Consider the following 13403-nt stretch of genomic DNA (forward strand, 5'->3'; position numbering starts at 1 on the left):
CGGGTAACAGCACGTAAAAAGCAGCATTGTCTCAAAGGACAAAGTTTAGCAGCGACAGGCGACCCGCAAATTATTTAGCGCGAATCACTGGTGCTCAGCGTGACCGGTTCAGGGATGGCTTTCTTTTGCTGATGATGCTCGATGGCACCGGGAATGATGAAAAGCAGGCGGCCAAACAAAATTAAGAAGCTGACCAGTAAAACAACGCGGGTCATGGTGCCAGTTTTGGGACGTCTTCGTGCAGATATAGCGCTGTTCACGCGGGGTGGTTCCTGTAATTGCCCGGTTGGGCGGAGGCAATATTTAGTCACACTTGGATCGCTAAAGCAATCGCTGTGTGAAAAATGAGCAAAAAAGGTTCAGCGCATTGATCGACATCAGACAATGTAACGGCCGCACAAGGCGGCCGTTAACTCAGTAGCTGGCTTTCTGCGCCAGCAGCGTGGCGAAGCGGTATTTGATGCGGTTACCGTTTTCATCACGACGATGCAGTTCACCGACATCTTCGTTGTACTTCACAATGTGCCAGTTGCGGTAAAAGTGGCTGAGCTCACCGGATTTAAACGCAAACGGGAAGTTTTGCGTATTGGGATAATCATCGGTATCCATCGCCGCCACAATCAGGTTGTAGCCATATTTACGCGTGCTGGCCTGCATATCGGCAATCAGCTGCGGAATGGTTGCCGGCTGCAGGAACATCATCACCACGGTCGACAGCACAAACTGATAGCCGCCGTTAAACCGCACGCTATTCAGATCGCACAGCTCGGTGTGAATGTTCTGCAGATCCTCTTCCGCGATGATGCTGTTCAGGCGCTCCAGACTGACGGGATTGCTGTCCCAGGCCGTCACCTCAAAGCCATGCTGATTGAGAAACAGGCTATTGCGGCCCTGGCCGCAGCCCAAATCCAGCGCTTTCCCCACCTCAAGATGAGGCAGGGCCGCCAGCACTTCAGAATGGGTCGGCGTGAGACCGTATTTTTCAGCGTAATAGTTATCGGGGCGTGTAGTCATAACCAGATTGCGGGCCAGCAGCCCGCTTTACTCCTCTTCTTCCAACATCAGTTTCCAGCCGGTGACATCATTCCAATAAGCTTGCTCGCGCTCCAGATCCAGCTGCACCAGCGTATTCTGGCTCAGGAAGCCGGCAGGGAAGGTCAGCGTCCAGTGGCCGTCGTCGGTGCTGAGTTTGAGCGAATCCGGTTTGGTGGTCGCCTGGCGCTGATTATTCAGCAGCGTGCCGAGACGCAGCAGGAATACCATCGGCAGAAACTGTTTCTTTTTAAACAAGGTGAAACGCGGCATCTCATCCTGCTTCACCGCTTTGCGGTGATAACGTACCAGCGTGGCCAACAGCATCTGTTGATCCTGATTAAAGCCCGGCATGTTGGAGTTCTGCAGGATGTAGGCCGAATGGCGCTGCATACCGCTGTGATTGATGGTCAATCCCACTTCATGCAGCAGCGCGGCCCATTTCAGCAGCGCCGACAGTTGCGGATTGGCTTGCTTCGGATTCTGCTCCTGCCACTGTAAATAGAGCTGCTCGGTGGTTTCCAGCACGCGACGCGCCTGATCGCTATCAATCGCGTAGTGATTTGCCAGACTTTGCGCGGTGCGGCTGCGAATGTCCTGATGGCGGAAACGGCCTTCCATCTCATAGAGCACGCCTTCACGCAGTGCGCCGTCAGAGAGACGCAGCTCGCGAATCGCTAACGCATCAAACACGCCACACAAAATCGCTAAGCCTGGCACAAACACCGCTTTACGCTCTTCCGACAAGCCCGGCAGGCTCAGCGCGTTGAACGACTTATGCTTCAGCACTTCGCTGGTCAGCAACTCCAGCGTCTCTGGCGTAATCAGCTTCTCTTTTTCGCCCATCGCCAGCAGCACTTCGCAGGCCGCTTTGATGGAACCCGAAGCGCCCAGCGCATATTGCCAGCCGTGCAGACGATATTGCCACGCCATGGTTTCCAGCTTTTGCGCAGCGGAGAGGCGCGCACGGCGGAAGTTTTCTGACGTGATTTCGCCTTTCGGGAAGAAGAGATTGGCGAAGCTGACGCAGCCCATGCGGCGGCTCTCTACCAGCTGCGGCTCAAAGTCTTCACCAATCACCAGTTCGGTGGAGCCGCCGCCGATATCGATCACCAGCTTGCGACCTTTTTCCGGCTGCGTATGCTCCACGCCCATGAAGATCAGACGCGCTTCTTCGTTGCCGGAAATCACTTCGATCGGATAGGGAATCACCTCGGCCGCGCGCTGCAGAAACTCTTCCGCGTTGCTGGCGATACGCAGCGTGTGCGTGCCGACGATCGTCACGTTGGCGGGACTGAAGCCCTGCAAACGTTCGGCGAACAACGCCAGACAGCTCAGCCCGCGCTCAATCGCTTCTTCGCTCAGGCGATTGTGCGCATCCAGCCCATCGGCCAGATGCACGCGCTGTTTCAGGCGTCCCAGCACTTGCAAAGCGCCATCCACCACGCGGGCAATGACCATATGGAAGCTGTTCGAGCCGAGGTCGATTGCCGCGAATTCTTGAGGTTTCGGCGTACTTTTATGTGAGATTGGCATAGGCGTTATTCGGGTTGTTCCAGTTTCTTGATGTAGTCATAAATGGCCAGCTGCGAACGCACCTTTTTACGGTTGCCGCGCGGCACATAACGATTACTCAGCTCTTTATCGACGATGCGGGCTTTCACCGTATCACTAAACAGAATGGCGATAATGTCCAATATGCGCTGCTTCACGCGGGGATCAAGAATCGCCACGGCAACTTCAATGCGGTGATCAATGTTACGCGTCATCCAGTCCGCGGAAGAGAGAAACACCTTTTTCTCGCCGCCGTTCTCAAAAATATAGACGCGGTCGTGCTCGAGATAGCGGTCAACGATGCTGGTAATGCGAATATTTTCACTGATGCCCGGTAAATCGGGGATCAGCGAACACATGCCGCGCACCAGCAGATTCACTTTCACGCCTGCCGACGAAGCAGCGTAAAGTCGATCAACTAAACCATTATCCACCAGGTTGTTGATCTTCAAAGTAATGCCAGCAGGATTGCCTTGCTGCGCGTTGGCGATCTCGGCATCAATGAACTTATACAGCACGTCGCGCGAGTTCTGCGGTGACACCAGCAAATGCTCGAAAGTGACCGGGCGATACGGATTCTCAATGAAGTTGAACACGCGACGCACTTCATTGGTGATGCGCGCATCGGCGGTCAGCAATGAATAGTCAGTATAAATGCGCGCGGTTTTTTCGTTGAAGTTCCCGGTACCGATATGCGCATAACGCACAATTTCTTCGCCTTCACGGCGCGAAATCAGGAACAGCTTGGCGTGAATTTTCAGACCCGGCGCGGAGAAGATCACATGCACGCCCGCTTCGGTCAGGCGTTTCGCCCAGCGGATGTTGGCCTCTTCATCGAAGCGCGCCTGCAGTTCCACTACCACCGTGACTTTCTTGCCGTTATAGGCAGCGTGAATCATCGCATCCATGATGCGCGAGTTTTTCGCTACGCGATAAATGTTGATCTTAATCGCCAGCACGTTCGGGTCGAACGAGGCCTGACGCAGCAGCTCCAGCACATGCTCAAAAGTGTGGTACGGATAGTAGAGCAGCACATCGCGATTACGAATGGCGTCGAAACCGTTGCGGAAGCCGTCAAAGCCAATGTGGCGAATCTGCGGCAGCGGACGGTTTTCCAGATTGCTTTTGCCAACGTTCGGGAAGCCGATAAAATCTTTGAAGTTATGATAGCGGCCGCCGGGCACAATCGAATCGTAGTTCGAAATCGACAGCTTATGGCGCAACATTTCCACCATCGCATCCGGCATATCACGCTGATAAACGAAACGGACCGGCTCGGCATTGAGACGCTGCTTCAGGCTCGATGACATCAACTCCAGCAGGCTCGATTCCATCTCGGTGACCAGATCGTATTCGGCGTCGCGCGTCATCTTCATCGAATAGGCATTCAGCGTATCGTAATCGAAGAAGCCTTTGAAAATTTCATCAAGGCAATAGCGCAGGATGTTATCCAGCAGAATCATTGGCTTGCGGCGACGTGGCGACTCAGCCGGCAAGTTAATAAAGCGCGGCACTTTATCCGACGGGATCTCCAGTAGCGCATAACGAATATCGTCGCCGCGAATGATCTCCACCGCCAGATAGGTGTAATCGTCTTTCAGGAATTCGATCAGATCGGTGTCATGGTTAATCAGAATCGGCGTGACGTGCTGGCGTAATTGATGTTTGAAGTAGTAGCGCAGCCACTCTTGCTGATTCGGTGACAGCTGGCGTTCGTTAATCAGGAAGATCTGATTACGCGCCATTTCCAGCAGCAGATCGTTGTAGAGCGCATCAAACTCCTGATCCGACTTCTGCACCCGCAGCTGAATTTTCTTTAAAAGATGCCGCAAAGAGGTCGGTTTGCCTTGCTCTTCGCTGATCAGAATCCGCCGCTTGAGATCGGCAAAGCGCACTTTATAGAACTCTTCGAGGTTATTGGAGTAAATCCCGAGGAAGCGCATGCGCTCAATCAGCGGATTACTTTTATCCGAGGCTTCCTGTAACACACGTTCATTGAAGCTTAACCAGCTTAATTCTTTTTCTATATACAGCTTATCCTGACCCATTCTGACTCCGAGATGCTGATGCTGGACGGAATGTCCGGCGGAAAATGCACAAAAATGCGTTACCGCTCAGTGTCCGTCACCATTATGGCGAGAGTATGGCAGGCTTGTCCAACGTCAAAGGTTGTCTTATCAATCAGCTACGGGCAACATAGCGACTTGTTTCCACCGGTAACCTGGCCTGCATGAGCATAAATCGTATTCCCGTCCACTTTAGCGACCGTCGTCGACGCGCCACTGATAATTTAGTGCGCCGCGTCGTCACAGCTTGCGGCGTGGGAATTTTGCTGCTGATGTTACTGCTGTTCTTCTGGTTGATCTGGGTGGTGCTGCCGCTGTTTAGCGCGCCGGGGATGCATGCCACCACCAATATTCAGCTGTGGGATAAAGCCCCGATGCTGGCGATGGGCAGCGACGGCCATTTGGGCTGGCGCATCAGCCGCAACGAAGCGCGCTTTATTCCGCTTGATGGTCAACCCGCGGCACCCGCTCTGGCGCTGAATGGCAAACCCGATGCGGCAATCGCAAGCTTTGATAACCGCAGCGTGCTGCTCAATATGCAGGGCGAACTGCTGTTAATGCAACCGGTTATCCGCAACGGCAGCGGCGAATGGGGCTTCCCGCTCGGCGATCGTCCGCTGCGCTTACCGCAAGGCCCGGTCAGTAACATGGCGCTGACCGCTCTCAACGACCATCAATGGTTGATCGCGGCGCAAACCGCAGCGGGCATCAGCCTGCTGACGCTGGAAAATCAGCAAAAAGTGAATCAGATCCTGTTGCCGCAGCAGCAGGCCGATCATCTGCTGCTGTCGCCGGATGGCACCTTACTCTACGCCAGCAGCGGGCGATTACTGCGCGTGTGGCAAATCACGCCGGATGGCGCGCAGTTACGCGAAACGCAAACCCTCAATCTGCCGCCGCAAAGCCTGCATATGCTGGCCGGTGGACGCACCTTGCTGATTCAGGATGCGCAGGGCCTACAGCAATGGTTCGCAATCGCCAGTGATCAAGGGCCGCGCTTACAACAGATTCACACCTTCAACGGCAGCCAGCAGGCGCGCGGCATTACGCCGGAGCCGCAGCGTCGTGTGTTTGCCACTTACGATGCGCAGGGCAAGGTTCAGCTGTTTGCCAGCAAGCAGCAGGGCGCGATTTTAACGCGCCAGCTGGCACCGGGCATTCAGGCGCTGGCCTTCGCGCCGCGCGGTGATGCCCTGATCATCGAACGCGCCGGGGAGTGGCAACAGTTTGCTTTAGATAATCCGTGGCCGGATTTCACCTGGCGCAACCTGTGGCAGAAAATCTGGTACGAAAACTACCCGCAGGCCGATTGGGTATGGCAATCCACCGCAGCGGGCGACAGCTATCAAGCCAAGTTCAGCCTGATGCCGCTGGTGCTGGGCACGCTGAAAGCCGCCAGTCTGGCGCTGCTGTTCGCCACGCCGCTGGCGCTGGCCGCCGCGATGTACACCGCGTGGTTTATGTCGCCGGGTTTACGTCGCTGGGTGAAACCGGCGATCGAAATGATGGGCGCGCTGCCAAGCGTGGTGATTGGTTTAATCGCCGGCGTGTGGCTGGCGCCGCACATCAGCACCGCGCTGGTTGGCGTGCTGCTGCTGCCGCCGGTGTTGGCCGCCACCTTATTACTGTGCGGCGTGCTGAGTCCGCGTTTGCCGGTCAGCTGGCGACGTCCCGGTTTTGAAGTGATTCTGCTGCTGCCGCTATTGTTAGTGGTGACGTTGCTGACGCTGTGGCTGCCAACGCTGTTCTGGCCGGAGATTGGCGAACGTTTAGCCCATTACGAACAGCGCAACCTGCTGGTGGCCGCGCTGGCGATGGGTTTTGCGCTGGTGCCGCTGATTTTCACCTTATCGGAAGATGCGCTGTTCAGCGTGCCGGGCGCGCTGGGTCAGGGCTCGCTGGCGCTGGGCGCCACGCCGTGGCAAACCCTGACGCGCGTGGTGTTGCCGGGCGCCTCGGCGGGCATCTTCGCTGCCTTGATGATTGGCTTTGGCCGCGCCGTCGGCGAGACGATGATTGTGCTGATGGCCACCGGCAACACGCCAGTTAGCGAAGGCGGCTTATTTGCTGGCCTGCGTGCGCTCTCCGCCAACATTGCCATTGAGATGCCCGAAGCCGCCGCGGGCAGCGCGCATTACCGCATTCTGTTCCTCAGTGCCTTGTTGCTGTTGATCTTCACATTGGTGATCAACACCATCGCCGAGTTGATTCGTCAGCGCCTGCGCCAACGCTACAGCCAGCACGAGGGCCACGGATGACGGCGATGAAACAAAACGATCGCTGGCGCTGGCTCACCGCCGGAGCTGTCGCGGTTTGCCTGCTGGCGTTTACCTTGTTGATTGGTTTGCTCGGCTGGCAAGGCGTGCGCGCTTTCTGGCCGCAGCCGGTCGATCAATATCAATTCCAGCCGCCAGAAGGCAGCGCGGTGATGGTGCTGGGCGAAACCTTGCAAAAGCAGCAGCAGGGCGAACAGTGGCGCTATGTGGTAAAAACCGGCAACCGTGACTTTGCCGCACCGGATTTCCGCGTGCTTTACAGTCAGGGCGAGGCGAAAACCCGTCGTCCTGCTGATGTGTTGGTGCTGCAGCGCCGCAACGGCGGCAATGCTTATGGCTGGCTGGTGGAGCTGCGCCAGGATAACGAAGTCATGACCGCCCAGAGCCGCGATGCTTTGCTGCATCAGCGTTTGCAGCAGGTACATGAGCAGCTGCGCCAGGCGAGTAAAATCCGCCGCATTGAGATGGCGCGCCTCAATGCACAGCTGGAAAGTTTGCAGCAGCAGGCCGATGAGCAGCAGCGTAATGGCCGCTTCAGCCTGGAAGTGCAGTCTGAGTTTGATGCCAATCGCACGGCGTTACAGCGCCGCTTTAACGCGCTGGCGCAGCAGTTAACTCATCTGCAGCACGAAAGTCAGCGCGATACACTGGTGCTGCGCGATGTGAACGGCGTAGATCACACCATCCCGTTGGCACAGGTGGTTGATGCGTGGTATCCGAATGCCATGACGTTGACCAACAAAACGCTGCACTTCTTCAGTCAGATTTGGCAATTCGTCAGCGATTCACCGACTTCCGGTGGCGGCGAGAGCGGGGCGTTCCCGGCAATTTTTGGCACCGTGCTGATGGTGCTGTTGATGTCGATTATCGTCATGCCGCTCGGCGTCATTGCGGCGATATGGTTGCACGAATACGCCGGACGCAATGCGCTGACGCGGCTGGTGCGCATCGCGGTGGTGAATCTCGCGGGCGTGCCTTCGATTGTCTACGGCGTGTTTGGCCTCGGTTTCTTTGTCTGGCTGATTGGCGGCACCCTCGACCAGCTGTTTTTCTCCAGCGCTCTGCCCAATCCTACTTTTGGTACGCCGGGCTTGCTGTGGGCCGCGCTGACGCTGGCGCTGCTGACGCTGCCGGTGGTGATCGTTGCCACCGAAGAGGGATTGTCGCGCATTCCTGATAATCTGCGTCAGGGATCGCTGGCGCTGGGCGCAACTCAGGCGGAAACGCTGTGGCGCGTAGTGCTGCCGCTGGCGGTTCCGGCCATGCTCACCGGCTTGATTCTGGCGGTGGCGCGTGCGGCTGGAGAAACCGCGCCGCTGATGCTGGTGGGCGTGGTGAAGATGGTGCCTGAGCTGCCGGTTGATGCGGTGTTCCCCTATCTGCACCTCGATCGTAAATTCATGCACCTCGGTTTTCAGATCTACGATTTGGCGTTCCAGAGCCCCAACATCGATGCTGATCGACCGCTGGTTTACGCCACCGCTTTGCTGCTGGTGGTGATCATCCTGTCGCTCAATCTGCTGGCAATGGCGCTGCGCCATCGGCTACGTGAGCGTTACCGGATTATGACGCACTAAAAAGGTTTCTGATGACGCCCGATTACGACATTGCCCTCCGCGTTAATCAGCTGTCGCTGTGGTATGGCGAACGCCAGGCGCTGAATAACATTGATCTGCTTATCCCGAAAAACCGCATCACGGCGTTGATTGGTCCTTCCGGCTGCGGAAAATCGACGCTGCTGCGCTGCTTCAATCGCATGAATGATGTGATCGATCGCTGCCGCATCGAGGGCGAGATTCTGCTGGATGATTACGCGGTGATGCAGGCGAATCAGGATCTTCCCGCGCTGCGACGCCGCATTGGCATGGTATTCCAGCGGCCAAATCCGTTTCCTAAATCGATTTACGAAAACGTTGTTTACGGCCTGCGCTTGCAGGGCGTGCGCGACCGTCGCGTGTTGAATGAAGCCTGTGAGCGTGCGCTGCGTGCGGCGGCCTTGTGGGCCGAAGTGAAAGATCAGCTGGGGCAGAACGCCTTAACGCTCTCTAACGGCCAGCAGCAACGTTTGGTGATTGCGCGTGCCATTGCCATTGAGCCGGAAGTATTGTTGCTGGATGAGCCCACCTCGGCACTTGATCCGATCTCAACGCTGGTGATCGAGGAGTTGATGACCACGCTGAAGCAGCATTTCACGCTGGTATTGGTGACGCACAATATGCAGCAGGCGGCACGCGTGTCAGATTACACCGCGTTTATGCATAACGGACAATTAGTGGAGTTTGACGAAACCGATCGCATCTTCACGTCGCCAAAAGCGCGACGCACCGAAGATTACATTACGGGAAGATTTGGTTAAAAAGTCTGCGATTCGTAGCGGCGCAATTTATTGCGCAATGCCCGGATGGGCAAGATGGTGCCATCGATATGCGCGATAAATCGCGCCGCTACGGAATGTGCATATCATTCAGTCGTGCGCGTAGCCTTTGGGCGGCAATGGTTTATCATCCAGCCACGCTTTACCTTCACGCATCTGCAAACGCCCATCAACAAACCAGCTGATCACCAGCGGATAGATCGCGTGTTCCTGATGCTGCACGCGCGCGCTGATTTCGTCTTCGCTGTCGCCAGCAAACACCGGCACGCGCGCCTGCAAAATAATCGGTCCGCCATCCAGTTCGTCAGTGACAAAGTGCACTGAAGTGCCATGCTCTTCGTCGCCGTTTTCCAGCGCCTGACGATGCGTGTGCAAGCCCGGATATTTCGGCAATAACGACGGATGAATATTCACCAGACGATCGTGATAGTGCGCGACAAAAGCGCTGCTGAGGATGCGCATATAACCGGCCAGCACCACCAGATCCGGCGCGTAAGCATCAATCTCCTGCATTAGCTGGCGATCAAAGGCTTCCCGGTCGGCAAAATCACTGGCGGCTAACGCATGCGGCGGGACGTTGGCTTCTCGCGCGCGCGTCAAACCATACGCGCTGGCTTTATTACTGAAAACGGCAGCGACGCTGCCGTTGATACGCCCGCTTGCGCAGGCGTCGAGGATGGACTGAAGATTGCTTCCGTTGCCGGAGATCAGTACAACCAGTTTTTTCATGGATTGATAACCACACGCTCTTCGGAATCAGACGCTTTAATCACACCGATTTTCCACGCTTTTTCGCCCGCGTCGGTCATCAGCTGTACCGCTTTATCGGCTTCTGCCGGGCTCAGCGCAATCACCATGCCCACGCCGCAGTTAAAGGTGCGGTACATTTCGTGACGGCTGACGTTGCCCGCCTGCTGCAACCAGCTGAACACAGACGGCCACTGCCAGCTGCTCTCTTCCAGCACCGCCTGGGTGTTGTCTGGCAGCACGCGCGGGATGTTTTCCCAGAAGCCACCGCCGGTCAGATGCGAAATAGCATGCACATCAACCTGTTCGATCAGGCTAAGGATGTTTTTCACATAGATGCGGGTTGGCGCCAGCAGGTGATCGGCCAGTGATTTGCCATCCAGCTGTTTGGTGGCCGGATCGGTCTGGCTGACTTCAAGAATCTTGCGCACCAGTGAATAACCGTTCGAGTGTGGGCCGCTGGAGCCCAGCGCGATCAGCACGTCGCCGTCCTGCACTTTCGAACCGTCAATGATTTCTGATTTTTCCACCACGCCGACGCAGAAACCCGCCACGTCGTAATCTTCGCCGTGGTACATGCCTGGCATTTCAGCGGTCTCACCGCCGACCAGCGCACAACCCGACTGCAAGCAACCTTCGGCGATGCCGGTGATTACCGATGAAGCGGTATCCACATCCAGCTTGCCGGTCGCGTAATAATCGAGGAAGAACAGTGGCTCAGCACCCTGAACAATCAGGTCGTTAACACACATCGCGACCAGATCGATGCCGATGCTGTCGTGGCGTTTGAGATCCATCGCCAGACGCAGCTTGGTGCCGACGCCATCGGTTCCGGAGACCAGCACAGGCTCGCGGTACTTCTGCGGCAGCGCACAGAGCGCGCCGAATCCGCCCAATCCACCCATGACTTCCGGGCGGCGGGTTTTTTTCACTACGCCTTTAATACGGTCAACCAGATCGTTACCAGCATCGATATCAACACCGGCGTCTTTGTAGCTGAGAGAGGTTTTGTCGGTCACTGCGGAATCCCCACGCGAGTTGCGGTTGGTGGCAAAAATTAAGCGCGGCAATTCTAACAGCGCAGGCAAACGTTTGCGAGTCCCATCTCATGCTGCCTTTGCATCGCCTCAGATTTTCGCCAATCCTTAGAGTAAGCAGGCTATTGACCGATGACATGTGGCGCAGCGGCGAAAAGGCGGTATAATCCGGCGATTTTTTTTTAGCTCAACTCAATTCCGGGAGAACAATCATGAAGATCGTGGAAGTCAAACACCCGCTGGTCAAACATAAACTGGGCCTGATGCGTGAGCATGATATCAGCACCAAGCGTTTCCGCGAGCTGGCCTCGGAAGTGGGCAGCTTGCTGACCTATGAAGCCACCGCCGATCTGGAAACCGAGCGCGTCACCATCGAAGGCTGGAATGGTCCGGTTGAAATCGATCAGATCAAAGGTAAAAAAATCACTGTGGTTCCGATTCTGCGTGCTGGCCTCGGCATGATGGAAGGCGTGCTCGAGCACGTTCCAAGCGCGCGTATCAGCGTGGTTGGCGTGTATCGTGATGAAGAGACGCTGGAGCCGGTTCCTTATTTCCAGAAGCTGGTTTCGAACATTGAAGAGCGCCTGGCGCTGGTGGTCGACCCAATGCTGGCAACCGGCGGTTCGATGATCGCCACCATCGATCTGCTGAAGAAAGCCGGTTGTACCAGCATTAAAGTGCTGGTCCTGGTGGCCGCACCTGAAGGTATTGCCGCGCTGGAGAAAGCGCATCCTGATGTGGAGCTTTACACTGCATCTATCGATCAGGGATTGAACGAGAAGGGCTACATCATTCCAGGCTTGGGAGATGCAGGCGACAAGATTTTCGGAACCAAATAAAGAAACCAGCCGGCCAGAGAGTCGGCTTTTTTTTGGCAAAAACACAACATTGTCATCCTCGAGTTATTCGAGCCAGGGCAAGGCGGCAAACGAGTTCATCCCGATGAGCTTACTTAAGTAAGTGATTCGGGTGAACGAGAGAAGCCAACGCAGCCATGGCTCGAAGAACGAAGAGGATAGGGGATAATAATGACTCGTCGTGCGATTGGTGTGAGCGAACGCCCACCGCTGTTACAAACCATTCCACTCAGCTTGCAGCATCTGTTCGCCATGTTCGGCGCAACCGTGCTGGTGCCGATTCTGTTCCACATCAACCCGGCCACGGTGTTGCTGTTTAACGGCGTCGGAACGCTGCTCTATCTGTTTATCTGTAAAGGCAAAATCCCGGCTTATCTCGGTTCGAGCTTTGCCTTTATTTCGCCGGTATTGCTGCTGTTGCCGCTGGGTTACGAAGTGGCACTGGGCGGTTTTATTCTCTGCGGTTTGCTGTTCTGCATTGTGGCGCTGATCGTCAAAAAAGCCGGTACCGGCTGGCTGGACGTGATGTTCCCACCGGCAGCGATGGGCGCGATTGTTGCGGTTATCGGTCTGGAACTGGCGGGCGTGGCGGCGAATATGGCCGGTTTGCTGCCTGCTGACGGCACATCGCCAGACAGCAAAACCGTGATCATCTCGATGGTGACGCTGGCGGTCACGGTGTTTGGTTCGGTGCTGTTCCGTGGTTTCCTCGCCATCATCCCGATTTTAGTCGGCGTGTTGGTTGGCTATGCGCTCTCTTACGCGATGGGCATTGTGGACTGGACCGCGGTGGAAAATGCGCCGTGGTTTGCGCTGCCAACCTTCTACACGCCGCGTTTTGAGTGGGTGGCGATGCTGACCATTCTGCCAGCCGCGCTGGTGGTGATTGCCGAGCACGTGGGCCACTTAGTGGTCACCGCGAATATCGTGAAGAAAGATCTGATCCGCGATCCGGGCCTGCACCGCTCAATGTTCGCCAACGGTTTATCCACCATGATCTCCGGTTTCTTCGGCTCCACGCCGAACACCACTTACGGCGAGAACATCGGCGTAATGGCGATCACCCGCGTTTACAGCACCTGGGTAATTGGCGGCGCGGCGATTTTTGCCATTCTGCTCTCGTGCGTTGGCAAGCTGGCGGCGGCGATTCAGGCGGTTCCCGTGCCGGTGATGGGCGGCGTATCGCTGCTGTTGTACGGCGTGATTGGCGCCTCCGGTATTCGTGTGCTGATCGAATCTAAAGTGGATTACAACAAGGCGCAGAACCTGATCCTGACCTCGGTGATCCTGATCATCGGCGTGAGCGGTGCCAAAGTGCATATCGGCGCGGCCGAGTTGAAAGGCATGGCGCTGGCGACCATTGTAGGCGTCGGCCTGGCGCTGATCTTCCGTTTAATCAGCGTATTGCGCCCGGAAGAAGTGGTGCTGGACGCTGAAGAGAAACGCGAAAGTTAAGGCTG

Annotated in this window: 11 protein-coding genes; 5 read left to right on the plus strand and 6 right to left on the minus strand. The window is 56.2% G+C overall.

Annotated elements, in window-relative coordinates; genetic code table 11:
* Positions 1-74 precede the first annotated feature (74 nt).
* The 4 genes from HX773_RS07620 to ppk1 form a co-directional block, all read right to left on the minus strand.
* The gene (locus HX773_RS07620) at positions 75-260 is read right to left on the minus strand and encodes a YfgG family protein (RefSeq protein ID WP_008108322.1); all 186 of its coding nucleotides are present in this window, start codon (positions 258-260) and stop codon (positions 75-77) included.
* Between the two features lie 154 nt (positions 261-414).
* Complete coding sequence (gene tehB, locus HX773_RS07625) at positions 415-1020, minus strand: tellurite resistance methyltransferase TehB (protein WP_370463590.1); 606 nt, start codon at positions 1018-1020, stop codon at positions 415-417.
* A gap of 21 nt (positions 1021-1041) precedes the next feature.
* Positions 1042-2568 carry an exopolyphosphatase gene (gene ppx / locus HX773_RS07630; protein ID WP_176971068.1) on the minus strand — a complete coding sequence of 509 codons (1527 nt, stop codon included), beginning with the start codon at positions 2566-2568 and terminating at the stop codon, positions 1042-1044.
* Positions 2569-2573: 5 nt separating this feature from the next.
* On the minus strand, positions 2574-4634 hold the full coding sequence (gene ppk1, locus HX773_RS07635) for a polyphosphate kinase 1 (RefSeq protein WP_176971069.1): 2061 nt from the start codon (positions 4632-4634) through the stop codon (positions 2574-2576).
* A 182-nt stretch (positions 4635-4816) separates the two neighbouring features.
* Between ppk1 and HX773_RS07640 the strand changes: the two genes are divergently transcribed.
* The 3 genes from HX773_RS07640 to pstB are packed head-to-tail and all read left to right on the plus strand — an operon-like array spanning position 4817 to position 9284.
* A complete protein-coding gene (locus tag HX773_RS07640; protein ID WP_176971070.1) occupies positions 4817-6910 on the plus strand; it encodes an ABC transporter permease subunit in 2094 nt (697 codons plus the stop codon).
* Positions 6907-8505 carry a phosphate ABC transporter permease PstA gene (gene pstA, locus HX773_RS07645; protein ID WP_176971071.1) on the plus strand — a complete coding sequence of 533 codons (1599 nt, stop codon included), beginning with the start codon at positions 6907-6909 and terminating at the stop codon, positions 8503-8505. The genes HX773_RS07640 and pstA overlap by 4 nt, the downstream gene beginning before the upstream one ends.
* 11 nt (positions 8506-8516) lie before the next feature.
* Positions 8517-9284, plus strand: a complete 768-nt coding sequence (gene pstB / locus HX773_RS07650) for a phosphate ABC transporter ATP-binding protein PstB (protein ID WP_176971072.1) — start codon at positions 8517-8519, stop codon at positions 9282-9284.
* Positions 9285-9392: 108 nt separating this feature from the next.
* Here pstB and purN read toward each other — a convergent pair whose 3' ends face one another.
* Positions 9393-10031: a phosphoribosylglycinamide formyltransferase gene (purN, locus tag HX773_RS07655; protein WP_176971073.1), complete on the minus strand. Its 639-nt coding sequence runs from the start codon at positions 10029-10031 to the stop codon at positions 9393-9395.
* A complete protein-coding gene (gene purM, locus HX773_RS07660) occupies positions 10028-11068 on the minus strand; it encodes a phosphoribosylformylglycinamidine cyclo-ligase (protein WP_008108330.1) in 1041 nt (346 codons plus the stop codon). Before purM ends, purN begins: the two co-directional genes overlap by 4 nt.
* A 230-nt stretch (positions 11069-11298) precedes the next feature.
* Here purM and upp point away from each other — a divergent pair, with 230 nt between their 5' ends.
* Both upp and uraA read left to right on the plus strand, forming a co-directional pair.
* Positions 11299-11925: a uracil phosphoribosyltransferase gene (gene upp, locus HX773_RS07665; protein WP_008108331.1), complete on the plus strand. Its 627-nt coding sequence runs from the start codon at positions 11299-11301 to the stop codon at positions 11923-11925.
* Between the two features lie 189 nt (positions 11926-12114).
* On the plus strand, positions 12115-13398 hold the full coding sequence (uraA, locus tag HX773_RS07670) for a uracil permease (RefSeq protein WP_110866483.1): 1284 nt from the start codon (positions 12115-12117) through the stop codon (positions 13396-13398).
* The last annotated feature ends 5 nt before the right edge of the window (positions 13399-13403 follow it).

Source organism: Pantoea sp. B9002 (assembly GCF_013385945.1).
In the GTDB taxonomy this organism is placed as follows: Bacteria; Pseudomonadota; Gammaproteobacteria; order Enterobacterales; family Enterobacteriaceae; genus Pantoea.